Origin of the sequence: Streptomyces sp. V4I8, from assembly GCF_041261225.1 — a bacterium.
Taxonomy (GTDB): Bacteria; Actinomycetota; Actinomycetes; order Streptomycetales; family Streptomycetaceae; genus Streptomyces.
In genome coordinates, this window is record NZ_JBGCCN010000001.1 from 8,509,776 (window position 1) to 8,536,614 (window position 26,839).

A 26,839-nucleotide genomic window follows, 5' to 3' on the forward strand; every position below is an offset into this window, starting at 1 on the left:
GGGGGCGGGACAATGGCCGTGAGAACCCGGGTCGGGTCGGGAGGTGAGGTGGGCTGGGCGTGCGTGGTGAGCGTTGGCGGCGGGTCGCCAGCCAGGTCGGGCGGAGTGTGGCCGTGTGGGCGGTCTCCACCGTCACCATGCTCGTCCTCGCCGGCATCCTGCCGGACTTCCAGCTCCAGTCCCCGGACGGCGACAGCGCCACGAGTATCGCCATGACCGCGGCCCTCGGCGCCGGTGCCTTCGGTCTGCTGTCCGCGCTCGCCTGGCCTCTTCTCGTACGGCTCCTGCTGCTCGTGCCCGCGCTCGTCCTCGGCCTCCTCGTCTTCTTCCTCAACGGCTCCCTGCTCATCGTCGCCCTGCGCCTGGTGCCCTCCGGTGACAGCGAGGCCGCCCCCGAGACCGCCGTCATCGTCGCCGCCGTGATGTCCGCCGTGGCCTCCGCCACCGGCGCCGCCCTGGCCGTACGGGACGACGACGCGTACCGGCGCCGGCTCTACCGCCTCGCCGACCGCCGCCGCAGAACCCTGCCACCCAGCCCGTCCAGCCCCGGCACCGTCTTCATCCAGCTCGACGGCGTCGGCCACGACGTCCTCCTCGACGCCGTGGGCAAGGACCTGATGCCGACGATCGCCCGCTGGCTGGGCAGCGCCGGGAGCGGGGGGCCCGGAGGCGGTCCCGGCGTCCCCGCCCGCCCCACCCACCGGCTCACCCCCTGGCGCACCGACTGGTCCAGCCAGACCGGTGCCAGCCAGCTCGGCATCCTGCACGGCAGCAACCACGACGTCCCCGCCTTCCGCTGGTACGAGAAGGCCGGCCGTGAGGTGATGGTCTGCAACCGTCCCGCCAACGCCGCCGAACTCCAGCGCCGCGCCATCGACCGCACCGGCGACGGCGGACTCCTGGCCGGCGACGGCGCCAGCCGTGGCAACCTCTTCAGCGGCGGCGCCGACGAGCAGGCCCTCGTGCTGTCCATCGCCACCCGCCGACGCGGCCGCGACAACCGCTCCCGCGCGGGCTACTTCGCCTACTTCTCCGACCCGGCCAACGCCGTACGCACCGCCCTGTCCTTCGTCGCCGAGGTCGGCCGCGAGCTCGGTCAGTCCTCCCGGGCCCGCGCCCGCAAGGTCCGCCCACGCGTCTCCCGCGGCGGCCTCTACCCCCTCGTCCGCGCCTTCGCGACCGTCGTCGAGCGGGACGTCGTCGTCGCCGCGGTGATGGGCGACATGCTCGCCGGCCGTACCGCCGTCTACGCCGACCTGGTGGCGTACGACGAGGTGGCGCACCACTCCGGGCCGTGCGGCCGCGACGCCGAGAAGGTCCTCGAACGCCTCGACCGGGCGCTCGCGTTGATCGAGAACGTCGCCGAGCACGCGCCGCGGCCGTACCGGATCGTCGTGCTCTCGGACCACGGACAGAGCCCCGGCGAGACCTTCCGGTCCCGCTACGGACTGGGGCTCGGCGATCTGGTGCGGGCCGGCTGCGGGCTGCCCGTGCCGCGCAAGGCGCAGCGCACCCACAGCGGCGCCGAGGCCCGCGCGGCCGTGCGCGCGGCGCTGCGCCGACCCGTCGAGGAGGGCGGCGAGCAGCGTCGCCCCTCCCGCCGCTCGGAGCCGATCGTGCTCGCCTCCGGCAACCTCGGCCTGGTCTCCTTCCCGGACGTGCCGCACCGGATGACGAAGGAGGAGATCGACGCCCGCCACCCGGCCCTGCTCACCACCCTCGCCAACCACCCCGGCGTCGGCTTCCTGCTCGTCCGCAGCGAGCAGCACGACGGGCTGGTGCTCGGCGCGTACGGCGCCGAGATCCCGCTGGACCGACTGGACGACGATCCGGGGCCGTTGAAGGTCTTCGGGCCGGGCGCCGCCGACGCCGTGCGCCGCACGCACACCTTCCCGAACGCCGCCGACATCATGGTCAACTCCGCGTACGACCCGACCGAGGGCGGCGAGGTCCTCGCCTTCGAGGAGCAGATCGGCTCGCACGGCGGACTCGGCGGAGCCCAGGGCAAGCCGTTCCTGCTGTCGCCGCTGGCCTTCTCCGTGCCGGTCGGCGACGGGGAGGACCTCGTCGGCGCCGAGCACGTGCACCGCGTACTGCGCCGCTGGCTGCGGGAATCGAACGGACCTCAGGTGCCCTTGGCGGCGGAGCCGGAGGAGCGGGCTGCCTGAGTGCCGGCGCTGGCAGTGGCGGTCCGTGCAAGGAATCGGATGACAGCCGCAACCATCAATTGAGAACCTCGACGGCGAGCAACCACATCCGCGAGAGCGGCGCCGGTTCAGGCGCAAAGAGGGGAGCCCCTGCTTTGCAGGCAGCCGTTACCGTCACGCCGGCGCCGAGCCCGGCCAGGTCCTCGTGGAGTGGCGCGGCTGGTACGGGCAGCCCCCGGACCACCAACTCGCGTTCGCGACCGCGTTGACCCGGACCGTCTCCACCGCGATGGACATGGCGGGCGGCCGCCGCGACTCCATGGACGGCGAACCGCTGCTCGGCGGCATCGCGGCCGGCATCAAACTGGTCGCCGACGCCGAACTCGCCCGCGCGCACGGCATCTCCGTCGCCGCCGTCAACGCCGAGGCCGGCGAGATGGCCCAAGGGCTGCTGTACGACGCCCAGTTCACCGGCCTGTCCGCCGAGGAGGTGTACGACCGGATCGTCGGCGACCCGCGCCGGATGCGCCGGCTGGCCACCCTGCGCGGCAAGGGCGTCGGCGACATCCTGGGCGGGCCGCTCGGCCGGCCCGGGGACTACTGCGACCTCGACGAGTTCTATCGGCGCGGTCTCTCACAGGGCCTCGACCTGCACCAGCAGCAGGAACGCGGCTTCCTGTCCGGCGGCCTGGTCCAGGAGATCCGCGTGCTCAGCCAGGCGCCGCTGCCGTGGGCCGTCGCCTGCCGTTCACCCCGCGTGGGCCGGTCTTCCGGGTGCCGTGAGCCGGAGTGTGATCGGATGGGGGCACGGACCCCGGAAACGGGCCCCCACGCGAAAGGAAGAATCGTGGCTACCACGCGCTCCGCACACACCGTTTGGGAAGGCAACCTGCTCGAGGGCAACGGTGTCGTCAACTTCGACTCTTCTGGTGCCATCGCCGCCCAGCCGGTCACGTGGGCCTCGCGCTCCCAGGACGCCAACGGCAAGACCAGCCCCGAGGAGCTGATCGCGGCCGCGCACTCCAGCTGCTTCTCCATGGCGCTGTCGCACGCCCTGGCGGGTGCCGGCACGCCGCCCACCAAGCTCGTCACCTCGGCCGACGTGAGCTTCCAGCCGGGCGAGGGGATCACGGGGATTCACCTCACCGTCGAGGGGACGGTGCCGGGGCTCGACGAGGAGGGCTTCACCGCGGCGGCGGAGGATGCGAAGAAGAACTGTCCGGTGAGTCAGGCGCTGACGGGGACGACGATCACGCTGTCGGCGAAGTTGGCGTAGCGGGTCGCCTACGGGGGTGCCGCGGCGGCTGTGTGGCGTCCGCGGCACCGTGGGGGCTTGTCGCGCCCACGCGGCGGAGCCGCATATCGATACAGCCCCGCGCCCCTCCGGGGGTGGCCCTTCGGGCCAGCCCCCGGCCCCCTGAGCGAGCGCTCAGCTACCGTTTGGTGGCCGTCCGCTCGGTCACTCGTCCCATTGACAAGAACCCGCTCAAGTTTTGTGCTGGAGTTCAAGGGGCGCCCTGGCGGAAGGGGACAGCGATGGCACGCGCGGTCGGGATCGATCTCGGGACCACGAACTCGGTGGTCGCCGTCCTGGAGGGCGGCGAACCCACGGTCGTCGCCAACGCGGAGGGGGCCAGGACCACACCGTCGGTCGTGGCCTTCGCCAAGAACGGCGAGGTGCTCGTGGGGGAGGTGGCCAAACGGCAGGCGGTGACGAACATCGAGCGCACCGCCCGATCGGTGAAGCGGCACATGGGCGACGGGAGCTGGCGCTTCCCGGACCAGGGCGGCATCGACGGCACCCGCTACCGGGCGCAGGAGCTGTCGGCCCGGGTGCTGCAGAAGCTGAAGCGGGACGCCGAGTCCTATCTCGGCGAGGACGTCACCGACGCGGTGATCACGGTCCCGGCGTACTTCGACGACTCCCAGCGGCAGGCGACCAAGGAGGCTGGGGAGATCGCGGGCCTGAAGGTCCTGCGGATCATCAACGAGCCCACGGCCGCCGCCCTCGCCTACGGCCTCGACCGGGGCGAGGAACAGACGGTGCTCGTCTTCGACCTCGGCGGCGGCACCTTCGACGTCTCGCTGCTGGAGATCGGTGACGGCGTCATCGAGGTCAAGGCCACCAACGGTGACACGCACCTGGGCGGCGACGACTGGGACCAGCGGGTCGTCGAGTACCTGGTGAAGAAGTTCAAGGGGCAGAACGGCATCGACCTCGGCAACGACAAGATGGCGCTGCAACGCCTGCGCGAGGGCGCCGAGAAGGCCAAGATCGAGCTGTCCTCCTCGTCCGAGACGACGATCAACCTGCCGTACATCACCGCTTCCGCCGAGGGTCCCCTCCACCTCGACGAGAAGCTGACCCGCGCCCAGTTCCAGGAGCTCACCGCGGACCTCCTCGACCGCTGCAAGACCCCCTTCCACCAGGCGGTCAAGGACGCCGGCATCAAGCTCTCCGCGGTCGACCACGTCATCCTCGTCGGCGGCTCCACCCGGATGCCCGCCGTCACCGACCTAGTGAAGGAACTGACCGGCAAGGACCCGCACAAGGGCGTCAACCCCGACGAGGTCGTGGCCGTCGGCGCCGCTCTCCAGGCGGGCGTGATCCGCGGCGACGTCAAGGACGTCCTCCTGCTCGACGTCACCCCGCTGTCCCTCGGCATCGAGACCAAGGGCGGCATCATGACCAAGCTCATCGAACGCAACACGACCATCCCCACCCGGCGTTCGGAGATCTTCACCACGGCCACCGACAACCAGCCCTCGGTCGGTATCCAGGTCTACCAGGGCGAACGCGAGATCGCGGCGTACAACAAGAAGCTCGGCGTCTTCGACCTCACCGGTCTGCCCCCGGCCCCGCGCGGTGTCCCGCAGATCGAGGTCGCCTTCGACATCGACGCCAACGGGATCATGCACGTCTCCGCGAAGGACATGGCGACCGGCCGCGAGCAGAAGATGACGGTGACGGGCGGCTCGGCCCTCCCGAAGGACGACATCGACCGCATGATGCGGGAGGCCGAGGAGTACGCGGAGGAGGACCGCAAGCGCCGCGAGGCGGCGGAGACGAGGAACCAGGCCGAACAACTCGTCTACCAGACCGAGAAGTTCGTCCGCGACAACCAGGACAAGGTCCCCGCGGACACCAGGTCGGAGGTCGAGTCGGCGGCGGCCGAGCTGAAGCAGCTCCTGGCGGAGAACGCCGAGACGAACGCCCTGCGCACCGGCATCGAGAAACTCGCCACGGTGAGCCAGAAGATGGGCCAGGCGATGTACGCGTCCGCCTCCGGCGGTTCAGCAGCCGAGGAACAGAGCGCGAGCGCCTCCGATGAGGAGGGCGTGGTGGACGCGGAGATCGTTGACGACGAGAAGGAGCAGAAGGGCGGGGCAGCCTGACCTGCTACACGTCCGTCTTCTCCCAGCCCCGCCGCTCCGGCCGGGGCCCCAGCTGTCGGGGGTCCCGGCTGCGGTACACGACATACGGCCGGAACAGATACTGCACCGGCGCGCTGAACATGTGCACCAGCCGGGTGTACGGCACCAGCGCGATCAGCACCATGCCGATCACGGCGTGGATCTCGTAGAGCACCGGGACGCGCGCCATCAGGTCGGTGTCCGGGCTGAGCGTGAACAGGCTGCGGGCCCAAGGGGCGATGGACTGGCGGTAGTCGTAGCCGTCGCCGGAGGCATGGGTCAGCTTGGCGACCATGCCCATCACGATCGCCGCGACCAGCACGAGGTACATCACCTTGTCGTTGGCGGTCGTCGCCCGGAACACCGGCGCCCGGGTGCGGCGGCGGTAGACCAGCAGCGCGATCCCGCCGACCGTGACGAGGCCGGCCGCCGTACCGCCGTAGAGCGAGAACCGGTGGTAGGTGTGCTCGCTCACGCCGACGGCGTCCGTCCACGACTCGGGGACGAGCAGCCCGACGACATGGCCGGCCAGCACGAAGAGGATGCCGTAGTGGAAGGCGGGCGAGGCGATGTTCAGGAGCCTCGACTCGTACACCTGGGACGAGCGGGTGGTCCAGCCGAAGCGGTCGTAGCGGTGCCGCCAGAACAGGCCGGCCACGAGCAGGGCGAAGGTGACGTAGGGCAGGACGCCCCAGAGCAGTGCGGTCATGGGCGCGTCCCCGTCTGTGCGGTCGGCAGGGTGGCGCACACGGCGTCCAGGACGGACGCGTACGGTGTGCCGAAGTCGGTGAGCCGGGCGCGGAGCTGGTCCAGGCAGTCCCGGTGCTCCAGCAGGAGATCGGTGTTGCCGGTGCGGGCCGCGAACTCCAGTACCGCGGGAAGGAAGTCGGGCAGTTCCTCGCCGGTGAACTCCAGGCCGTGGTCGCGGTAGAAGTCCTTGAAGCGGACCAGCGACATGCCGCGCCGCCGGGTGTCCCCGTCGCGCCACCAGCTCAGGTACAGGCTGTGGCGGTTCCTGAGATCGAAGACCTGGACGTAGTGCGCGGCCAGTTCGCCGGATGGGGTCACGGCCGCGTGGTCGGTGAACTCCCGCAGCTGCGGGGCCGCCTCGCGCAGCAGCGGCAGGCGGGCGCGGAAGTCGTCGTCGGGGTAGGTCAGGCAGAGAGCGGCCGCCTGGTAGAGCACCTCGAAGGACGGCATCAGGCCTCCTCGGGTTCGGCTGTGGGGTCGGCGGTGGGGGTGGTGTCGGCCGGGTCGTCCGCGGTCTGCCGGCGGCGCAGGAGGTGGAAGTTCTCCACCGGCACCAGGGGCAGCAGCTTGCGGCCCGAGTCCTGGCCGAACGGGCCGTCCCCGCCCATCCCGGGCCCGCCGTCGTAGTCGAGGCTGCACCCCTCGGGGAGCGCCGACTCCTCCAGACGCCGGGCGTCGGCGACGGCCGCCGTCGGAATCACGTACCGGTCCTCGTACCTGGCGATCGCCAGCAGCCGGTACATCTCCTCGATCTCGGACGCCTGCATGCCCACGGCGTCCGGCACCGAGGGATCCGGCTCCTCACCGAGGTTGATCGCCCGCATGTGGGAGCGCATCGCGGCGAGCTTCTCCAGCGAGGACCGCACCGGGCCGATGTCACCGGCCGTGAACATTTCCGCCAGGTACTCCAGCGGAATGCGCAGGCTGTCGATCGCCCCGAACAGGTTCCCGGCGTCCTCACCGTCGTGCCCGGTCTCACTCAGCGCGTCCACCACCGGGGACAGGGGCGGGATGTACCAGACCATCGGCATCGTCCGGTACTCCGGGTGCAGCGGGAGCGCCACCCGGTACTTGCTGATCAGCGCGTGCACGGGGGAGCGGCGGGCCGCCTCCACCCAGTCGTACGGGATCCCCGCCTCGTCGGCGGCCCGCTGCACGGCACGGTCCTCGGGGTCGAGGAACACGCCCAACTGAGCCTCGTACAGCTCCCGTTCGCTCCGCACGGAGGCGGCCGCGGTCACCTTGTCGGCGTCGTACAGGACCACCCCGAGATACCGCAGCCGGCCCACGCACGTCTCCGAGCAGACCGTCGGCAGACCGACCTCGATCCGCGGATAGCACAGCGTGCACTTCTCCGCCTTGCCGGTGCGGTGGTTGAAGTACACCTTCTTGTACGGGCATCCCGTCACGCACATCCGCCAGCCCCGGCACCGGTCCTGGTCGACGAGGACGATGCCGTCCTCCGCCCGCTTGTACATCGCCCCGGACGGACACGACGCCACGCACGACGGGTTGAGGCAGTGCTCGCAGATGCGCGGCAGATAGAACATGAAGGTCTGCTCGAACTCGAACCGCACCTTGTCCGAGGCCTGCCGGCGCGCCCGCTCGGCCATCGGGTCGAAGTCGCCGTAGGCCGGGGCGCCGGCGAGGTTGTCGTCCCAGTTCGCCGACCACTCGATCTTCATCGGCTTGCCGTCGAGCTGCGAGACCGGCTGGGCCACCGGGAAGTCGTCGCCCAGCGGGGCGTCGGTGAGGTTCTTGTAGTCGTATGTCCAGGGCTCGTAGTAGTCCTTGATCTCCGGGAGTTCGGGGTTGGAGAAGATCCCGGCGAGCTTGCGGATCCGGCCGCCCGCCTTCAGCTTCAGCGCGCCGCGCCGGTTCAGCTCCCAGCCGCCGCGCCATCGCTCCTGGTCCTCGTAGCCGCGGGGATAGCCCTGGCCGGGGCGGGTCTCCACGTTGTTGAACCAGACGTACTCCATGCCTCGCCGGTTGGTCCACGCCTGCTTGCAGGTGACCGAGCAGGTGTGGCAGCCGATGCACTTGTCGAGGTTCATGACCATCGCGATCTGGGCCATCGGGCGCATCAGTACTCGACCTCCTGGCTGCGGCGGCGGATCACCGTCACCTCGTCGCGCTGGTTGCCCGTGGGGCCCAGGTAGTTGAACGCCCAGGACAACTGGGCGTAGCCGCCGACGAGATGGGACGGTTTGAGGATCAGCCGGGTGAGTGAGTTGTGGATGCCGCCGCGCCGGCCGGTGGCCTCCGTCTTCGGGACGGCGACCGTGCGTTCCTGCGCGTGGTGCATGTAGACGGTGCCGGCCGGCATCCGGTGCGAGACGACGGCCCGGGCGGCGACCACGCCGTTGCGGTTGACCGCCTCGACCCAGTCGTCGTCCACGACGCCGATCGCGTCGGCGTCCTGCGGGGACATCCAGATGTTCTGGCCGCCGCGGGAGAGGGCCAGCATGAAGAGGTTGTCCTGGTACTCGGAGTGGATGGACCACTTGTTGTGCGGGGTGAGGTGGCGGACCGTCACCTCCCGCTGCCCGTCCGGGCCGAGGCGGGGCTCACCGAACAGCTTGTTCATGTCCAGCGGCGGCCGGTAGACGGGGAGGGCCTCGCCGAGTTCGTGGATCCAGTCATGGTCCAGGAAGAAGTGCTGGCGGCCGGTGAGGGTGTGCCAGGGCTTGAGGTGCTCGGTGTTGAGGGTGAAAGCGGTGTAGCGCCGCCCGCCCGACTCGCTGCCCGACCACTCCGGTGACGTGATCACCGGCACGGGCGCGGCCTGGGTGTCCGCGTACGTGATCCGCTTGCCCTCGTGCTCGGCCGCCAGGTGCGCCATCTCCTGCCCGGTGCGGGCCTCCAGCGTGCGGAAGCCCTGGGTGGCGAGGCGGCCGTTGGTGGTGCCGGAGAGGGCGAGGATGGTGTTCGCCGCCTTCACGGCCGTGTCGAGGCAGGGGCGGCCGTCGGGCGTCACGCCGTTCAGGTGCCGGAGGTCCTCGACCTCCTCATCCGGCTTCAGCGTGATCCCCTTCGCGGGCAGGCCGAGCTGCTCGACCAGCGGCCCGAGGGCGCTGAACCTGGCGCCGATCGCCGTGTAGTCCCGTTCCACGACGGTCAGTTGGGGCATGGTCTTCCCGGGGACGGGATCGCACTCCCCGCGCTTCCAGTCCAGTACGACCCCGCCCGGCTGGGCGATCTCGCCCGGGGTGTCGTGCTGGAGCGGGGTCGCCACCAGGTCCTTGCGTACGCCGAGATGGTCGACGGCCAGCTCGCTGAGCCGCTCGGCCAGCGCCTTGAACGTGTCGAAGTCGGTGCGCGCCTGCCACGGCGGATCCACGGCCGGGGTGAAGGAGTGGACATAGGGGTGCATGTCCGTGCTGGACAGGTCGTGCTTCTCGTACCAGGTCGCGGCGGGCAGCACCACGTCCGACAGCAGCGTCGACGACGTCTGCCGGAAGTCCAGCGACAGCAGCAGGTCGAGCTTGCCCTCGGGTGCCTCGTCGCGCCAGGTCACATCCCGCGGGCGTACGTCCTCGGGGGCCTCCTCGGCCTGGAGGGACGAGTGCGTGCCCAGCAGGTGCCGGGTGAAGTACTCCGCGCCCTTCGCCGACGAGCCGAGCAGGTTGGCCCGCCAGAGCGTCAGCACCCGCGGCCAGTTCTCCGGCGCGTCCGGGTCCTCGCAGGCGAACTTCAGGGTGCCCGCCCGCAGTTCGGCCACCACCCTCGACACCGGGTCGCCGAAGGTCTCGCCCAGCTCCAGCGGATTGCGGTCGAACGTCGGATACGACGGCATCCACCCCACACGCGCCGACAGCGCCAGACAGTCCGCGCCCGTCATCCCACGGAAGCGGCCCGAACCGAGCGGCGAGGCCAGCACATCGGCCGTGAACAGGTCGTAGCGCCACTGGTCGGTGTTGAGGAACCAGTACGCCGTGCCGATCATCTGCCGTGGCGGCCGCGACCAGTCCGACGCCGCCGCGAGCGTGGCCCAGCCGGTCACCGGACGGCACTTCTCCTGGCCCACGTAGTGCGCCCAGCCGCCGCCGTTGCGGCCCTGGCAGCCCGTGAGCTGGAGCAGGGCGAGGAAGGCGCGGTAGATGGTCTCGGAGTGGAACCAGTGGTTGGTGCCGGCGCCCATCAGGATCATGCAGCGGCCCTTCGACCGCTCGGCCGTCCGCGCGAACTCCCGTGCGATCCGCACGCACTTGGCCGCCGGGACGGAGGTGTGCGCCTCCTGCCAGGCGGGCGTACCGGGCGCGTCGGGGTCGTCGTACGACGCGGGCCAACGGCCCGGCAGCCCCGGCCGCCCCACCCCGTACTGGGCGAGCAGCAGGTCGAAGACCGTCGTGACCAGCGGGCCGTGCGCACCGCCGAGCTTCGTCGCCGGGACACCACGCCGTACGACGTCCCCGCGCCCCTGCCCGTGCGGCCCGCCCTCGGTGTCGAAGCGCGGCAGCAGCACCTCGACACCTGCCGAGACCTCACTGCCGTACAGGCTCAACTTCGGGCTTATCTCGCCGAGTTCGAGATTCCATCTGCCCTCGCCCGACTCGGACCAGCGGAAGCCGAGGGATCCGTTCGGGGCGACCGCGCGGCCCGACACCTCGTCCAGCACGACCGTCTTCCACTCGGCGCTCCCGCCCCCCTGGCCCAGGTCCGAGGCGCGCAGGAACTTCGCGGGGACGTAGGCGCCGTCCCGCTCCTCCAGGGTGACCAGGAAGGGCAGGTCGGTGAACTGCCGTACGTAGTCCGCGAAGAACGGTGTCTCGCGGTCGACGAAGAATTCCTTGAGGATGACGTGGCCCATCGCGAGGGCCAGCGCCCCGTCCGTGCCGGGGTGCGGATGCAGCCACTCGTCGGCGAACTTGGCGTTGTCGGCGTAGTCGGGGGCGACCACCACGACCTTCTGGCCCCGGTAGCGGGCCTCCGCCATCCAGTGGGCGTCCGGGGTACGGGTCACCGGGACGTTCGAGCCCCACATCATCAGATACGCCGCGTCCCACCAGTCGCCCGACTCCGGGACGTCCGTCTGGTCGCCGAAGACCTGCGGGGAGGCGACGGGCAGGTCGGCGTACCAGTCGTAGAAGGACAGCATCGGGGCGCCGATCAGGGAGTGGAAGCGGGCGCCCGCCGCGTGCGAGACCATCGACATCGCGGGGATGGGGGAGAAACCGGCGATACGGTCGGGGCCGTACGTCTTGATCGTGTGGACGTGTGCGGCGGCGACGATCTCGATCGCCTCGTCCCAACTCGCCCGCACCAGACCGCCCTTGCCGCGTGCCTGCTGGTAGCGGCGGCGGCGCTCGGGGTCGTTCTGGACGTCGGCCCAGGCCAGGACGGGGTCCCGCAGACGCTCCTTCGCCTCCCGGTACATCTCCAGGAGCACCCCGCGGATGTAGGGGTAGCGGACCCGGGAGGGTGAGTAGGTGTACCAGGAGAAGGCGGCGCCGCGAGGGCAGCCGCGGGGCTCGTACTCGGGGCGGTCGGGGCCGACGCCCGGATAGTCGGTCTGCTGGGTCTCCCAGGTGATGATGCCGTCCTTGACGTACACCTTCCAACGGCAGGAGCCGGTGCAGTTCACGCCGTGCGTGGAGTTCACGACCTTGTCGTGGCTCCAGCGGTCCCGGTAGAAGGCGTCCGCCTCCCGCCCACCGGTCAGCCGGACGCTGTGCAGATCGGGCGCGGCAGTGCCCGGCCGGAAGAACCTGCCCGCCTTGAGCAGCGCCGCGCCCGGCTCGGCGGGCGGCGGGGTGGGCGGTATCTGCGTGTCGGTCACCGGCGCTCCCTTGCTTGCCCTAGGGCCGAACCTAGGGCGGCGCGCGGGAGCGCACCCCTTCACCGCACCCGTACGGGTCAGGCCCGCGGCCGGACCCCGCGGTCAGACCTTGCGGGCGACCCCCGCGTACACGGGCACGATGCCCTCCGCCTGGGCCGCCACGTCCTCCGGCCCCGGACGCCAGCCGGACACCGGGATCACCCCGGGGCCGAGCAGCTCCAGGCCCTCGAAGAAGCGGGAGAACTCGGCGAGCGAGCGGGGGTGGAAGGGGGTGCCGCTGCGCCGGAAGTGCTCGGCGGCCTTGTCGATCGCGGCGGGGTTCAGATCGGGGGTCACCTGCGACAGGATCAGATGGCTGCCGGGCGCGAGCGCGGCCACGTACTTCGCCAGCAGGCCGTAGACGTCGTCGCCGTCCCGCTCGTCGCCCAGATAGTGGGTCAGCGCCACCAGGGACAACGCGATGGGCGCACCGAAGTCCAGGGACTCGCCGGCCCGGGCGAGCAGCGCGTCGATGTCGCGGACGTCCGCGTGCACATAGGCGGTGGTGCCCTCGGCGGAGCCGTGCAGCAGCGCCTGCGCGTGGCGCAGGACGATCGGATCGTTGTCCGCGTACACCACCCTCGCCTGCGGGGCCACGCCCTGCGCCACCTGGTGCAGATTGGGTTCGGTGGGGATGCCCGTGCCGATGTCCAGGAACTGCCGGACGCCGGCCTCGGCGACCGTGGCGACGGCCCGGTGCATGAACCGGCGGTTGGCGCGTGCCCCGCGGACCGCGCTGCTGTCCACGGCGAGAATCCTGCGGGCCAGTTCCTCGTCCACCGGGTAGTTGTCCTTGCCGCCCAGCCACCAGTCGTACACCCGGGCCGGATGCGGCCGGCTGGTGTCGATACGGGCGGGCACGGCATCGGATCCGGTCATGCGGGGTGTTCTCCTCGGGCTCGTCTGCGGTCGTGGACAGGTAGGTCGTACCCGGGGGCGGGAAAGGTTGCCGCACGCCGCGCGGCAGTGTTCGCGGCGCGGAAGTCCTCGCGGCGCGGAGGATCTCGCAGCTCAGAACTCCTCGCGGCGCTCCCGGAGGATCTTCTTCGTGCGCTCGGCCGACGCGGCGGCCGTCGACATGTGGTCCAGGACCTCCAGATGCGTGGCGACCTCCTGACGGGAGTCCAGATACAGGGCGCCGGTCAGGTACTCCGTGTAGACCATGTCGGGCAGCTCGGGCTCGCCGAAGCGGAACAGGGTGAAGGGCGCGTACGTCCCCGGGTGCGGGCCGGAGGCGAACTCGGCGACCTGCAGCGTGACGCGGTCGCGCTCGGCGAACTCCAGGAGCTTGTCCATCTGGTCCCGCATCACCGCACCGCGGATGCTCACGGGACGGCGCAGCACCGTCTCGTCCATGATCACCCACAGGTGCGGCGGGTCGGGGCGCTCCAGGAGCCGTTGCCGTTCCATGCGCAGCGACACATGCCGCTCTATGCTCTCGGGCCCGGTCTGCCCGATGGTCCCGGCCTCCAGTACGGCACGCGCGTAGTCCTCGGTCTGCAGCAGACCGGGCACGAAGTGCGGCTCGTAGGAGCGGACGATGCGGGCGGCGCCCTCCAGACTGACGTACAGGCTGAACCAGTCCGGCAGCACGTCATGGAAGCGCTGCCACCAGCCCGGCTGGTTGGCCTCCTCGGCCAGGGTGACGAAGTCGGCCGCCTCGCCCTCCGGGACGCCGTACGTCTCCAGCAGGACCTGCACGTACGGGATCTTCAGGGCGACCTCGGCCGTCTCCATCCGGCGTACGGTCGCCGGGGCCACCCGCAGCACGCGTCCGGCCTCGTCGCGTCCCAGTCCCGCTGCCTCGCGCAGCTCCTGGAGGCGCTTGCCGAGTACCACCTGGCCCACGGTGGGCGCGGGCCGCCGTTCACTCACGCCACGCCCTCCCCTACGCGCCGAAAGTACGGGGTGCAGTGTGCCATGTTCCGGGGGTCCGCACAGGGGGGCGGGGCCAAGGGCTGGGGCCGGTCGCCGTCAGGGCAGCAGTGACTGAAGGTACTTGACCGTCGCCGGGTCGGCCGGGAGGAGGGTCTCGATGGCCAGCTCGGCGACGGTCACGTCCATGGGGGTGTTGAAGGTGGAGATGGAGGAGATGAAGGACAGGACGCGACCGTCGTGCTCGATCCGCAACGGCAGCGCGAAGTACGGGACGGGCTCGGCCGGTTCGGCGGTCCCGCGGGACGGTGACTCCTCCGGCACCGGATAGGCCGCCACCTCCTCGTACAGCTTCCGCAGCGGCTCGGAGCGGTGCAGGGCGATCTGTCGTTCCATCTGGGCGAGCAGATGCCCGCGCCATTCCCGCAGGTTGCGGATGCGCGGTGCGAGGCCCTCCGGGTGCAGGGTCAGGCGCATCGCGTTGAGCGGGGGTTCCAGGAGGTGCTCGGGGATGCCGTCGAGCAGCATCAGGACGCCCCGGTTGGCCGCGTGGACGTCGTACATGGCGTCCACCACGAGGGCCGGATAGGGCTCGTAGCCCTGGATCAGCTGCTCCATGCCCGCGCGGAGCGCGTCCAGCGCCGGGTCGTCCAGCGGGGTCTCCGGGTAGCGCGGGGCGTAGCCGGCGGCCAGCAGCAGCGCGTTGCGCTCCCGCACCGGCACGTCCAGATGCTCGGCCAGCCTCAGCACCATCTCCTCGCTCGGCCGGGAACGGCCCGTCTCGATGAAGCTGATGTGCCGCGCCGAGGAGTCGGCCCGCAGCGCCAACTCCAGCTGGCTGACCCGCCGTTGCACCCGCCAGGCCCGCAGCAGGGGGCCCACGCCCGCGGGCCCCGTCGTTACTTTCCCGTCGGTGGGGCCGGTGGCGGGCGTGGCGTCTGCGGACGGGACAATGGTCATGAGTACGACCGTAGTCGAGGAGTGCGCGTGATGACTGAGCCCTGGACGTCGTCCCTGGTGGGAGAGGCCATGTACCGCGCCCGAGTGCGTGGCTGTCTGCTCGGCGGGGCCCTCGGTGACGCCCTCGGCTACCCGGTCGAGTTCAGCTCGCTGGAGCGGATCCGCGCGGCTCACGGCGAGCGCGGGGTGACCGGGCCGGTCTTCGCCGGTGACAGTGACGTGGCCCGGATCAGTGACGACACGCAGATGACCCTCTTCACCGCCGAGGGGCTCATCCAGGCCCACCGGCGCGAGCGGCTGAAGGGCATCGGCGGCGGGTGGGCCCTGCTGGTGCGCTGGGCGTACGAGCGCTGGCTGGAGACCCAGCGCCACCCCGGCCCGGAGCACGCCGCACCGCCGCAGAGCGGCGCCCCCGAGGGCGGGCTCATCACCCAGGCCTGGCTGTACGCCCGCCGCGCGCCGGGCAACGCCTGTGTGTCCGGGGTGGCTCAGATGTACGCGCCCGACCCGTCGCTCACCCTCGACGGCAGGCCCGGCGAGGTCAACCCCGACTCCAAGGGCTGCGGCGCGGTGATGCGCTCGGCGCCCTTCGGCCTGCTGAACACCGCCGACCCGGCCTTCGCCATGGCCGCCCGCGCCGCCCAGATCACCCACGGTCACCCCACCGGCTACTACGCGGCCGGCGCGCTGGCCGCGATTGTGGCACACCTCCTCGCCGGGGAGTCCCTGGAAGGCGCGGTCCTGCGCACCCTGCGGCTGCTGAAGCGCCACCCCGGCCACGAGGAGACCTCGGCCGCACTCACCGAGGCCCTCGACCTGGCGGCAGAAGGCGCGCCGAGCGCGGAGAAGGTCGAGTCCCTGGGGGAAGGCTGGGTCGCCGAGCAGGCCCTCGCCATCGGCGCGTACTGCGCGCTCGTCACGCCCACCGTGCGGGACGCCCTGCTGCTGTCCGTCAACCACTCCGGCGACAGCGACTCCACCGGCTCCATCTGCGGAAACCTGCTGGGCGCCCGGTACGGCGACCTCGGCCTCCCGCACGAGTGGGTGGAGCAGGTCGAGGGCCGGGCGCAGATCGCCGCGCTCGCCGACGATCTGGCGGCCGAAGGTGTCCGCCGCTGACCCACCGGGCACCCCTCTGACCAGGGCCGCCGCGCCCCGGCTGTGGCAGTCTGAAGACGAACCCCCCATAGCCCTCCCGTTCAGGAAGGAGCGAGGCCATGCCCCTCGAACCGCTGTCGCAGAAGGAGATCGAGGACCGGCTCGCGGAACTGCCGGGCTGGTCGCTGGACGGCGACCGCATCGCCCGCTCCTACCGGCTCCCCTCGCACTTCGCGGCCACGGCGATGGTCGTGCACATCGCCCAGGTCCAGGAGGAGCTCGACCACCACTCCGACCTCACCCTCGGCTACAACACGATCTCCCTCACCGTGAACACCCACACCGTGAGCGCCGTGACCGAGCGGGACTTCGCACTCGCCCGCCGGATCGAGGATCTCGCGCCTGGTCACGGGGCAAGCTGAAAGGTGTGCTGGACTACGACAAGGAAGCGGAGCGTTACGACGCCTCGCGCGGTGGTGAGCCCAGGGCGGCGGCCGCGGCGGAGGCGGTGCTCGGGCTCCTGCCGGCCGGGACGCGGCGCCTGCTCGACGTCGCCTGCGGCACCGGCATCGTCACCCGGCGGCTCGCCGCCGCGCGCGACGGCCTGAGCGTGACCGGCGTCGATCGGGCTCCCGCCATGGCCCGGCAGGCCGCCGCCCGGCTGCCCGGCTCCGTCGTCCTCGCCGACAGCCGCCGGCTGCCGTTCGGGGACGGCCGCTTCGACGCCGTCAGCAGCGTGTGGCTGCTGCACCTGGCCCGGACCGCCGAGGACGTGCGCACCACCGTGGGCGAGTGCGCCCGGGTCCTGCGGCCCGGCGGGGTGTACGTCACCACGGTCGACAAGGCCGCCGCCCACAACGTCGGCAGTGACATCGATGCCGTCATGGCCTCCCGTCCGCGCCGCCCGGCCCGGGACCAGGCGGCACTCGTGGAGGCGTACGCCCTCGCCCACGGCCTGGTCCCGGCCGGGCAGGCCCGTTTCGCGGGACACGGCCAGGGCCGCAGCCCACGCCGCACGGTCGCCGACCTGCGCCGCGGCTGGTTCGTCGCCCTGCCGCCCGGCGGCGCGCTCGCCGACGGATTCGCCGCCCGCCTGGCGGAGCTGCCGGACCAGGACCGGCCCCGTCCGCACCCGGTGTTCAGCCTGCGGGCGTTTCTGAAGCCCGAGTGAACTCCATGGTCCAGTTCGTCAGCCAGGTCCGCCCGTCGTCGAGTGAGAACGCCTGCTCCCAGCGGGCCGACGTCGCGGAGATGCCCGACCAGACGAACCGCACCCGTACGTCCTTCCCGATGGGGGTCCCCCCGCTCGAGCGAAGCCGAGAGTGGGGGAAGGTGTCGTCTCCGTAGAACTCCCCGCGCCCGCCCTCGAACCGGCCGAAGACCGGCGGGAACAGCGTCCCGCTGACGCTGGAGGCCCAGTTCAGCGACCACCGCCCGGTCTCCGGGGCGAAGAGCCGCAGCGTCGCGCCCTTCGCAGAGAGGTGCGGCATGTCGATCTCGTCGAGGTTCGCGGCCCCGTCGAACAGCGGTTGGCAGCGGCTGGTGGCCGGGAACTCCTCCCAGCCGCTGCCCGGGTCGAGGAAGTCGGTGCGGCGGCGGTCGAGGACCTCCCACTCGCCGTGGAAGAAGGCGAAGTCGTGCGGGCTGCTCATGTGCGGTCTCCTGTGGTTCCTTCGGGCAGGGAATCGGCCAGCGGTGTCGGCCGGCCTTCACTGACTCGTCCTCAAGGCGGGGCGCTGGTACGTCGTCGCGGGTCCCGGACCCCGCACCTACCGCGTCGACCAGATCCTCCGACCCACGCCCGCCGACGAGGAGTTCGCTCGCCCCCACGACTTCGATCTGGCCGCGTACTGGAGGGCGTACCAGCGCGACTTCCACGACCGGCTGTACCGCCGGGAGGCGGTGGTGCGGCTGGCTCCCGGAGTGACTCTCGACCGCGCGGCCAACCACCGTACGGAGAGGGACGGTTGGACGACGGTCACCGTCCCCATCGAGTCCGTCGACCACGCCCACGCCGAGTTCCTGCGCCTGGGCGCCGGCGTCGAGGTGCTCGAACCGCCCGAGCTGCGCGAGAGGATCGCCCGGACGGTGGCCGAACTGGCCGAGAGATACGGCAACTTACGTACGCACGGCGGCGACTGAGGGTACGGAACCCGTCCGTCCTCCCGAGGAGGTACGTCACGTGCAGCACCCGCGCAAGCACCGCAGACGCCGCGCCGCTCTCTCCGCGTCGCTCGCCACCGCCGCCCTGGTCGCCGCCGGGCTCACCACCCTGAACAGCGCCGGCACGGCGGAGGCCGCCACCGCCCGTCAGGTCGAGGCGCTCGACCGGGGCGTGGTCAGCGTCCACACGTCGAGCGGCAACCTGGTCAGCTGGCGCTGGCTCGGCACCGACCCGGACAACGTCTCCTTCAACGTCTACCGGGCCGGCACGAAGGTCAACGCGACCCCGGTCACCGGCGCCACGAACTACTTCCACTCCGGCGCCCCCGAACAGGCCGACTACACGATCCGCGCGATCGTGAACGGCGTGGAACAGGGCGACTCGGTGCACGCCGTCCAGTTCCGCACGGGGTACAAGGACGTCCCGATCAGCCCGCCCGCCGGCGGCACGACGCCCGACGGAGTCGCGTACACCTACGAGGCCAACGACGCCTCCGTCGGCGACCTCGACGGCGACGGCGCCCTGGACATCGTCCTGAAGTGGCAGCCCACCAACGCCAAGGACAACTCCCAGTCCGGCTACACCGGCAACACGATCGTCGACGGCATCAAGCTCGACGGCACCCGGCTGTGGCGTATCGACCTGGGCCGCAACATCCGCTCGGGCGCGCACTACACGCAGTTCCAGGTGTACGACTACGACGGCGACGGCAAGGCCGAGATCGCCATGAAGACGGCCGACGGCACGAAGGACGGCACCGGCGCGGTGATCGGCAGTTCATCGGCCGACCATCGGAACTCGTCCGGCTACATCCTCTCCGGGCCCGAGTACCTGACCATGTTCAACGGGCAGACCGGCAAGGCGATGGGGACGGTCGACTACGTCCCGGCGCGCGGCACCGTGTCGTCCTGGGGCGACTCGTACGGCAACCGCGCCGACCGCTTCCTCGCCGGCACCGCCTACCTGGACGGCTCCCGACCCTCCCTCATCATGGCCCGCGGCTACTACACCCGTACGGTGATCGCCGCCTGGGACTGGCGAGGCGGCAGCTTCACGCGCCGCTGGACCTTCGACACCAACTCCTCCACCAACAGCGGCAAGGGATTCGACGGCCAGGGCTCGCACAGCCTCTCCGTCGGGGACGTCGACGGCGACGGCAAGGACGAGATCGTCTACGGCGCGATGGCCGTCGACGACAACGGCAACGGCCTGTGGACCACCAGGACAGGACACGGCGACGCCCAGCACCTCGGCGACCTGGACCCGTCGCGCGCGGGACTGGAGTACTTCAAGGTCTCGGAGTCGACCGGCCAGCCGGCCGAGCTGTACATCAACCCCGCGAACGGCACCGTGAACTGGTCCCTCGCCGCCTGCTGCGACAACGGCCGCGGAGTCGCCGGGGACATCTGGGCCGGCAAAGACGGCGCCGAGGTGTGGTCCGCCTCCGATACCTCCATCCGCGACGAGGCCGGCGCCACCAAGGGCCGTGAGCCGTCCTCCGTCAACTTCCTGTCCTGGTGGGACGGCGACCCGGTCCGCGAACTCCTCGACGGCACCCGCATCGACAAATACGGCACGTCCTCCGACACCCGCCTCCTCACCGGCTCCGGCGTCTCCTCCAACAACAGCACCAAGGCCACCCCCGTGCTGTCCGGCGACATCCTCGGCGACTGGCGCGAGGAGGTCATCTGGCGCACCAGCGGCAACACGGCCCTGAGGATCTACTCGACCCCGTACGAGACGACCACCAGGATCACGACCCTCCTCCACGACCCGATGTACCGCACGGGCCTGGCCTGGCAGAACACCGCCTACAACCAGCCCCCGCACCCGAGCTTCTTTATCGGCAACGGGATGCCGACGGCGCCCCGGCCCACCGTCTACACGCCCTGAGCGTCGGCGGCCATCTCTAACGGCCCGGCAGCCCGGACGTCATAACGGGCTGCCAGGTTGCTTTGCCGCCCCGGAACTTTTCGGTGATCCGTACAACCATGCGGGTTCTTTACGTGTCCTTCACATGCGTACCACCGAAATCTGGGGAGAACATGGTCCACCACACCCGCATACGTCTCGCCGCCACCGCGGCCGTCGCCGTCGCCGCGCTCGGCCTGACCGCCTGTGGTTCCGGCTCCGGCGACGAGGTCGTCGACAAGCCGAAGGCGAAGGCCTCCGCCACTGCAGGCGGCAACGAGAAGGAGCCGGCCGCCGAGAAGAGCAGTGCCGCGCCCGAGGTCGCCAAGGTCGGTGACACGCTCGCGCTCAAGGGCATGGAGAGCGGCAGCGGACTCGACGTCACGGTCGTCAAGGTCGCCGACAACGCCAAGTCCAGTGACGAGTTCTTCGCCCCCGAGTCCGGCAACCGGTGGATCGGCGTGCAGTTCCAGCTCGTCAACACCGGCACCAAGGTCTACTCCGACGCTCCCATCAACGGCGCGAAGATGGCCGATGACCAGGGCCAGCAGTTCGGGACCGTCATCGCCGACATCACGGCCGGTCCGTCCATGTCGTCGGACGTCCGGCTGAAGCCCGGAGGGAAGGCGTTGGGCTGGATCGTGTTCGAGGTGCCGAAGGCGTCGAAGGTGGCCACCGTGACGTTCGGGATGGACTCGGGCTTCGCCGAGCAGATCGGGGAGTGGCAGCTGTAGGCGACAGCACCGAGGGCGCGTACCGGCGAACGGCACGCGCCCTCGGGCTCGCTCGGCTCAACTCACCGCGCAGCTCTGGTCACCCAGCTTGAAGGCGGTCGGTTTCGCGTTCGTTCCCGACCAGCTTCCCGTGAATCCGAAGCTCACGGACGAGCCGGCCGCCACGCTGCCGTTCCAGCCCACGTTCTTCGCGGTCACCGCCGAGCCCGACTGCGTAGGGTCGGCGTTCCACACCTGTGTGATCCGCTGCCCGTCCGCGAAGGTCCAGCCGAGGGACCAGCCACTCCAGGCACTGGAACCGGTGTTGGACAGCTGGACGTCCGCCTGGAAACCGCCCGACCACTGGTTGGTGACCTTGTACGTCACGGTGCAGGCGCCGGTCGGCGTCGGGTCCGGATCCGGGTCGGGGTCTGTTGTGCCGCCGCCGGCCGTGTCGCCGTAGATGACGCCCCGGCCGTTCGTTGCCACGTAGACCCGCCCGTACACCCGGGGGTCACCCGTGATCGCCGCACCCGTCCAACCCCACTGGTGGGCGTCGTCGTTGACGCGGGTCCAGGTGACGCCCTTGTCGACGGAGCGGAAGATGCCGCGGACGCCGCCGATCTTCGCGCTGGTGTAGAGGGCCTGGTACGAAGCATCCGTCGCCGCCTTGCCGAAGCCGATGGCGTCGGCTTGCTCGACGTTCGAGAGTTTCGTGAAGCTCGCGCCCCCGTCGGTCGAGTGCCACAGGCCGTACGCTCCGTCCGTGGCGCCGCCCGCCAGCCAGACGTCACCCTTCACGCCGGGCAGCGCCTTGAAGCGGACGCTGTCACCGCTCGGCAGCCCGGCCGCCGAGGACGCGGAGAAGGTCGCGCCGCCGTCCGAACTGACGTAGAACTTCCCGGACTTGAAGCCGTAGAAGGTCTTCGGGTCGACCCGGTCGGACTCGACGATCGCCCCGGCGGGGATCCCGCTCGACGCCTGCCAGGAGTTGCCGAACCCCGTCGTGTACTGCACGCCCGTGCCGGCGGGGCTCCACACGAACCGGCTGCCGTCCGCCGCCGCCGCGACCGTACCGCCGCCGCTCACGCCCGACGGGTCCGTCCCCGCGAACCAGTTGGCGCCGTTGTCCGTCGAGAACGCGATGTGCGGGCCCGAGTCCAGGTTGCCGACCCGGACCACCGTGTCGGGGTTCGTCTCGGCGAAGTCCAGGCTGGTGGTCGTGGTGAAGTTCGGCTGGGTGAACATCATCGAGGGGACCTTGGTGAGGTCCGTGTGCCGGAAGCCGCCGATATCACCGAGGGCGCTCAGGAGCGGGGCGCCCGACGGGGGAGAGGCGAGGTCGTTGACCGCCGTCTCCTCCAGGCCCTGCACCATCGGCTTGATCGTGAACTGGCTTCCGCTGTCCCACTTCGTCAGGTCCTCGGTGCCGTAGATCGTCGCGCCCGTCCCGTACATCATCCGGTTGGAGTTGAACGGGTCGATCTCCAAGGCCTCGGTCATCCAGCCCAGTTTCGGCGTCTGCTCGGGCGGTGACGGATTCGCGCCCCAGGTCAGCCACGGCGACGACGAGACGTCCATCGTGTAGCGGTTGGCGCGGTTGGGGTACGACGTGTAGTCCCACGCCTTCGTCCAGGTTCCGCCGCTGTCCGTTGAGCGGAAGATCTGGGTGTCCGGCCACCAGGAGCTGTACGCCGTCGCCATCACCGTGCCGGGCTTCTGCCGGTCGACGGTCAGGCCCGCGAAGCCGTAGTAGGTGTCGGCCTCGGCGACCGGGCTGATGTCGGTCCAGGTGCCGGTCGCCGTCGCGTAGCGCCACAGCCGGCCCTTGCCGCCGTCGTACGGGCCGCCCTTGTCGCTGTAGGCGAGGTAGAGGTAGCCGTTCGACGCGTCCAGGACACCCTTGTGGGCCAGGTATCCCGTCGGCTGCCCGGCGACCCGCGACCAGGTCGCGCCCGCGTCGGTCGACCGATAGACGGCGTTGTCCTTGTCGGCGACCCCCACGTAGATGGTCTTCGTGGCGTTCCCGGACGTCCCCGTGGACTCGTCGAACGTGACCCAGACGAGGCCCTGGTTGTCGCTGGCGTACCCGCTGGTGTCGCTCGGATCCTGCACGTAGTTGCCGACGTTGGGGAAGTTCGCCACCTGCGACCAGGTCACCCCGGAGTCCGTCGACCGCCACAGCCCCTTGCCGCTGGGCGCGCCCAGATACAGCACGCTGTTCTTGTTGGGGTCGACCGCCAGCCGCTCACCCATGCCACGGCCCGGCATGTTGCCGCCCACCTTGAACGGCAGCTCCGTCTTCTGCCAGCTCGCGCCCCGGTCGGAGGAGCGCATGACCGCGCCGTTCTTCGGGTCCCAGCTGTTCGTGTACGTCCCGACCGCCGCGTACACCCGGTCCGGGTCCACGGAGTCGGACGCCAGGCTCACCACACCGGTGTGCCCCCAGTCGTCCCAGCCGACCGAGTCCTGCAGCGGCGTCCAGGTCTTCGACGACTCCTGCCAGCGGTAGGCGCCGCCGATGTCGGTACGGGCGTAGGCGAGGTTCTTCTCCTTTCGGTTGAAGACGATGCCGGGGACGAAACCGCCGCCGTCGATACGGGCGTTCTTCCAGGTGTAGGTGTCGGCGGCGATCGACACCTTCTGCGTGGCAGGGGCGGCGAGTGCGGGCGGGGTGCCCGCGAGCAGCCCGGCCGCGAGGGCCAGCGCGGCGGTGAGGATGCGGGTTCTTCGCACGGTGGGGGTCCTCTCCGGGGTGCGGGTGGGGGATGGAAGTGACATGGGGAAAGCGCTTTCCGTTGGGGGCGAAGACGGCCGGGCGATCCCCAGTGCGGGTGGGGACCGCCCGGCCGACGGGGCGGTGACGCCCCAAGGGGCGCGGGACTGCATCCATGTGCGGCTCCGCCGCGTGGGCGCGACCAGCCACAGCGGACCCGCAGTCGAACGCGGCCCCTCCCGCGGAGCGCCCTAGCGGGGGCTGGTCATTCGAGGAGCTCCGCGTACGAGCCCATGGCAAGCGCGATGTCCGCCTGGGCCCAGAACCGGTGATACGTGAACGACGGTGCCGCACCGCCCGCGAGATACGCCTCGATCTTCGACCAGGCCGGGTCGTCCTCGTAGAACGAGCGGATCGAGTCGAAGGTCGACGACGAGTTGATCGCGTCGCCGTTCGGCATGGTGCCGGTCCAGCCGCTCGGGACGTAGATCCCGTCGTCGAAGCGGTTGTAGTCGGCGCGGGTCTCCGGGACGGCGATACCGAGGTCGTCCTGGTAGTTGTCCCACATGCCGTCCAGCAACGCCTTCGCCGTCGTCGCGGCAGCCGTGTCACCGGAGCGGTCGGCGTAGTACGTCAGGGTCTTGGCGTACGCGGCCGCCACACCGACGTCATTGGTGTAGTCGGCGACGGTGACATGAAGTCCGTTGTTCGCGCCCGGACTTGACGCGTTCCAGGTGTCGGGCTGCCCCGACCACTGAAGCGTCGACGGGATCCGGTACGTACCGTCCGGGTTGACGGTCGTCTCGGACAGCGCCCAGTCGACCCACTTGTCGAGGACGGCCTTCGCGGTCGCGTTCCCGGTCTGCTGGTAGTACTCGGCCACCCGCTCCATCGACCACGCCTGGAAGCCGAACCACTGGTTGGACGGCGGGTCGTGGTAGACGGGCTGCTGGTCGTAGTACATGCCGTAGAACGTGGACTTCCCGGCCGGCGGCGTCGCGTACCGGCCCGCCCAGCTGTTGGTCGCACCGCCCGCGATCGCGCCCTCGCTGGACTGCAGCCAGCGGTAGAACTCGACCTGTCGTTCCAGCGACTTGGCCCAGTCCGCCTGTCCGGTCGCCGACTTGGGCTTCAGGTCGGCGTAGTTGGCGAGGGCATAAGCGGCCATCGGGTTCTGGTAGCCGCCGTGCGCGTGACTGGAGCCGATGCGCCAGGCCCAGCCCGCCGAGGTGTCGGTGGCGCCGCCCCAGGCGTAGTACCAGGACAGCAGGTAGTGCGAGGCGTCCTTGCCGGTGCCCGCCGGGCAGGACGAGGCGCCCACACAGTTGCCGACCTTCTTGAAGTACTTGTCGTACATCGCGTAGCGCAGGTAGTCACCCATCTTCGCGGCCTTGGCCACGGTCGCGGAGATCTGGGCGCCCTTGCCCTGCTCGTCGGCCCACTTGTCGGCCCAGTACGCGGCCTGCACCGCACGCGCGTCGGCGTCCGGGGCGTTGGTGAACTTCCACTGCTTGGCGTAGGAGGCGTCACCGGTGAAGAGGTCCAGGTAGCCGTTCTTCCCGCCGTACTTGAAGGCGTCGCAGGTCGGCTGCGGCACCGTCTCCCACACCGACTCCTGCGCGCCGCGCTGGAAGGTGTTGATGTACGACGGCCCGGTGTCCGACGGCCCCGCCTCGCACTTGCCCGGCGAGTTGCCGTAGCCGTAGATGTTGTCGACGTCCTGGAGCCAGTGCATGCCGTAGACGTCGTCCGTGCCGTACGCGCTCTTCAGCTCGCCCGCGATCGGGTCCGAGCCGACCGAGACCGACGCGTCGAGCTTCGCCGGGTACTCGTTCGGGGTGTCCAGCTCGGGCGCGTAGGTCGCCGGCTTCGAGGCGTTGTAGAAGGAGTTGGTCGGCTGGTCGGCGTGGGTCGGGATCATGTACTTCTCCATGATCTCCCAGGCGCCGTTGAACTTGGTCCAGTCGCCCGTGACCTTGCCGTACATAGCCTGCAACCAGAGAAGGTAGCTGTAGGCCTCCGACGTGGTCTCATGACCGTGGTCCGGCGCCTCGACGATCAGCGTCTCCACCGAGTGGTAGGGGATGCCCTCGGGTGAGAAGTAGCCGTTCGCCGGGTTGGTGATCTTGCCGTACAGCTCCAGGAAGCGGGCGTCGTACGCCTTCGTCGCCGCGATCTGGGTGACCGTGACCGACGCCTTCGCGTGCCCGGTGGCGGTCGACTCGAAGGTCGCCGCGCCGGTGCCGGAGGAGGCGGCGGTGATGGTCACCTTCTGGGCCGTGTTCCAGTTCGAGGGCGTGAAGGTGAGCGAGGCGCCGCCGGTCACCGACAGGCCCGAGTTGCCGCTCGCGCGTGCGGTGGTGACGGTGACGTTGGCCGACGGCTGGGTCGACAGCTTGATGTCGTACGACGCCGTCTTGCCCTGCTGGACCGGGAGTTGGGTCTGCGAGGCCACCACGGCGGGACCCGAGGCGACGGTGACGCCGACCGGCGTGGACTCCGCGGACGCGCCCAGGCTGTCGTACGCCTTCGCGAGGAGCGAATGACTGCCCACGGTCAAACTTGAGACCGAGAGCGAGTACGGCGCCGTCGTGTCCGTGCCCAGCAGCGTGGTGTTGTCGTAGAACTCCACCTTGCTGATCGTGGCGTTGTCCGCGGCCGCGGCGGTGGCCGCGAGCGGGACGGAGTCGCCCAGGGTGTAGACGGCGCCCGCCGCCGGGCTGGTCAGCACGGTGATGGGGGGCTGGTGGGCGCCGGTACAACTGGTGCCGTTGATCGCGAAGTTCGTGGGGGCGGCGTTGCTGCCGCTGTAGCTGAACTGCGCGCCCGTGGTCACCGCGGCTCCGGCGGCGATCCGCGCGTTGTGGCCGGCGTCCTTCACGGTGATCGACTGGCCGGACTGGCTCCAGGTCCCGTTCCAGCCGTTGCCGAGCTTCTGGTTGCCCGCGTAGCTGTACGTCAGGGTCCAGCCGTCGATGACATCCGTACCGCGGTTGGTGATCGTCAGATCCGCGGTGAAGCCGGAGCCCCAGTCATTGGTCCGGTAGTCGACACTGCACTGAACTGCGGCCGCCTGGGCGGGTGTTGAACCCGTGCCCAGCATGGTCAAGGGGAGTGCCAGGGCCGCTACGACGGCGGTCCACAACCGTCGCGCGGTTCTGCTTCTGCGTGGGGGATGCACGTGCTGGTTCCTCCTTGCGGCTCGGAGAAGTCAAGGCTTGAACCAGTGGGAGCGCTCCCATAGTGGGGAAGGGGGTGCAAGGGGTCAAGGTG

At 70.6% G+C, this 26,839-nt stretch carries 18 protein-coding genes and 2 pseudogenes; 10 read left to right on the top strand and 10 right to left on the bottom strand.

Going from position 1 to position 26,839, the window contains the following annotated elements:
• The first annotated feature begins 59 nt into the window (after nucleotides 1-59).
• The 4 genes and pseudogenes from ABIE67_RS38620 to dnaK all read left to right on the top strand — a co-directional run bounded on the left by ABIE67_RS38620 (nucleotide 60) and on the right by dnaK (nucleotide 5,543).
• Nucleotides 60-2,168: a phage holin family protein gene (locus tag ABIE67_RS38620; protein ID WP_370266189.1), complete on the top strand. Its 2,109-nt coding sequence runs from the start codon at nucleotides 60-62 to the stop codon at nucleotides 2,166-2,168.
• 103 nt (nucleotides 2,169-2,271) lie between these two features.
• Nucleotides 2,272-2,880, top strand: a pseudogene (locus tag ABIE67_RS38625) (hypothetical protein); the annotation flags it as partial.
• A gap of 114 nt (nucleotides 2,881-2,994) precedes the next feature.
• Nucleotides 2,995-3,423 (top strand): OsmC family protein, encoded by a 429-nt coding sequence (locus ABIE67_RS38630; protein WP_370269362.1) that lies wholly within the window; start codon nucleotides 2,995-2,997, stop codon nucleotides 3,421-3,423.
• Nucleotides 3,424-3,683: 260 nt separating this feature from the next.
• Nucleotides 3,684-5,543 (top strand): molecular chaperone DnaK, encoded by a 1,860-nt coding sequence (dnaK, locus tag ABIE67_RS38635; protein WP_370266191.1) that lies wholly within the window; start codon nucleotides 3,684-3,686, stop codon nucleotides 5,541-5,543.
• A 4-nt stretch (nucleotides 5,544-5,547) separates the two neighbouring features.
• Here the strand turns inward: dnaK and narI are convergent, their stop codons facing one another.
• The 7 genes from narI to ABIE67_RS38670 all read right to left on the bottom strand — a co-directional run bounded on the left by narI (nucleotide 5,548) and on the right by ABIE67_RS38670 (nucleotide 14,964).
• The gene (narI, locus tag ABIE67_RS38640) at nucleotides 5,548-6,270 is read right to left on the bottom strand and encodes a respiratory nitrate reductase subunit gamma (RefSeq protein ID WP_370266192.1); all 723 of its coding nucleotides are present in this window, start codon (nucleotides 6,268-6,270) and stop codon (nucleotides 5,548-5,550) included.
• Complete coding sequence (gene narJ / locus ABIE67_RS38645; RefSeq protein WP_370266193.1) at nucleotides 6,267-6,761, bottom strand: nitrate reductase molybdenum cofactor assembly chaperone; 495 nt, start codon at nucleotides 6,759-6,761, stop codon at nucleotides 6,267-6,269. Before narJ ends, narI begins: the two co-directional genes overlap by 4 nt.
• Entirely contained in the window at nucleotides 6,761-8,395 is a 1,635-nt protein-coding gene (narH, locus tag ABIE67_RS38650; RefSeq protein ID WP_370266194.1) for a nitrate reductase subunit beta, read from the bottom strand. Before narH ends, narJ begins: the two co-directional genes overlap by 1 nt.
• Entirely contained in the window at nucleotides 8,395-12,090 is a 3,696-nt protein-coding gene (locus ABIE67_RS38655) for a nitrate reductase subunit alpha (protein WP_370266195.1), read from the bottom strand. Before ABIE67_RS38655 ends, narH begins: the two co-directional genes overlap by 1 nt.
• A 102-nt stretch (nucleotides 12,091-12,192) precedes the next feature.
• Nucleotides 12,193-13,008 (bottom strand): SAM-dependent methyltransferase, encoded by an 816-nt coding sequence (locus ABIE67_RS38660; protein ID WP_370266196.1) that lies wholly within the window; start codon nucleotides 13,006-13,008, stop codon nucleotides 12,193-12,195.
• A gap of 132 nt (nucleotides 13,009-13,140) precedes the next feature.
• The gene (locus ABIE67_RS38665; protein WP_370266198.1) at nucleotides 13,141-14,004 is read right to left on the bottom strand and encodes a helix-turn-helix domain-containing protein; all 864 of its coding nucleotides are present in this window, start codon (nucleotides 14,002-14,004) and stop codon (nucleotides 13,141-13,143) included.
• A gap of 99 nt (nucleotides 14,005-14,103) precedes the next feature.
• Entirely contained in the window at nucleotides 14,104-14,964 is an 861-nt protein-coding gene (locus ABIE67_RS38670; protein ID WP_370266199.1) for a helix-turn-helix domain-containing protein, read from the bottom strand.
• Nucleotides 14,965-14,994: 30 nt separating this feature from the next.
• Between ABIE67_RS38670 and ABIE67_RS38675 the strand changes: the two genes are divergently transcribed.
• The 3 genes from ABIE67_RS38675 (at nucleotide 14,995) to ABIE67_RS38685 (ending at nucleotide 17,233) form a co-directional block, all read left to right on the top strand.
• Nucleotides 14,995-16,083, top strand: coding sequence for an ADP-ribosylglycohydrolase family protein (locus ABIE67_RS38675; protein ID WP_370266200.1), 1,089 nt, complete (start codon nucleotides 14,995-14,997; stop codon nucleotides 16,081-16,083).
• Between the two features lie 98 nt (nucleotides 16,084-16,181).
• A complete protein-coding gene (locus ABIE67_RS38680; RefSeq protein ID WP_370266201.1) occupies nucleotides 16,182-16,484 on the top strand; it encodes a 4a-hydroxytetrahydrobiopterin dehydratase in 303 nt (100 codons plus the stop codon).
• Nucleotides 16,485-16,489: 5 nt separating this feature from the next.
• Nucleotides 16,490-17,233 carry a class I SAM-dependent methyltransferase gene (locus ABIE67_RS38685; RefSeq protein ID WP_370266203.1) on the top strand — a complete coding sequence of 248 codons (744 nt, stop codon included), beginning with the start codon at nucleotides 16,490-16,492 and terminating at the stop codon, nucleotides 17,231-17,233.
• Here the strand turns inward: ABIE67_RS38685 and ABIE67_RS38690 are convergent.
• A complete protein-coding gene (locus ABIE67_RS38690; RefSeq protein WP_370266204.1) occupies nucleotides 17,202-17,714 on the bottom strand; it encodes a hypothetical protein in 513 nt (170 codons plus the stop codon). The genes ABIE67_RS38685 and ABIE67_RS38690 overlap by 32 nt on opposite strands.
• 64 nt (nucleotides 17,715-17,778) lie before the next feature.
• Here ABIE67_RS38690 and ABIE67_RS38695 point away from each other — a divergent pair.
• The 3 genes and pseudogenes from ABIE67_RS38695 to ABIE67_RS38705 form a co-directional block, all read left to right on the top strand.
• A pseudogene (locus tag ABIE67_RS38695) lies at nucleotides 17,779-18,204 on the top strand (helix-turn-helix transcriptional regulator); the annotation flags it as partial.
• A gap of 40 nt (nucleotides 18,205-18,244) precedes the next feature.
• The gene (locus tag ABIE67_RS38700; RefSeq protein WP_370266206.1) at nucleotides 18,245-20,119 is read left to right on the top strand and encodes a rhamnogalacturonan lyase; all 1,875 of its coding nucleotides are present in this window, start codon (nucleotides 18,245-18,247) and stop codon (nucleotides 20,117-20,119) included.
• A 152-nt stretch (nucleotides 20,120-20,271) separates the two neighbouring features.
• A complete protein-coding gene (locus tag ABIE67_RS38705; RefSeq protein WP_370266208.1) occupies nucleotides 20,272-20,871 on the top strand; it encodes a DUF4352 domain-containing protein in 600 nt (199 codons plus the stop codon).
• Nucleotides 20,872-20,928: 57 nt separating this feature from the next.
• On the opposite strand, the gene ABIE67_RS38710 is transcribed toward ABIE67_RS38705, so the two are convergent.
• Together ABIE67_RS38710 and ABIE67_RS38715 are read right to left on the bottom strand one after the other, a co-directional pair.
• Complete coding sequence (locus ABIE67_RS38710; RefSeq protein WP_370266210.1) at nucleotides 20,929-23,586, bottom strand: cellulose binding domain-containing protein; 2,658 nt, start codon at nucleotides 23,584-23,586, stop codon at nucleotides 20,929-20,931.
• A gap of 245 nt (nucleotides 23,587-23,831) precedes the next feature.
• Nucleotides 23,832-26,747, bottom strand: a complete 2,916-nt coding sequence (locus ABIE67_RS38715; RefSeq protein ID WP_370266211.1) for a glycoside hydrolase family 48 protein — start codon at nucleotides 26,745-26,747, stop codon at nucleotides 23,832-23,834.
• Nucleotides 26,748-26,839 lie beyond the last annotated feature (92 nt).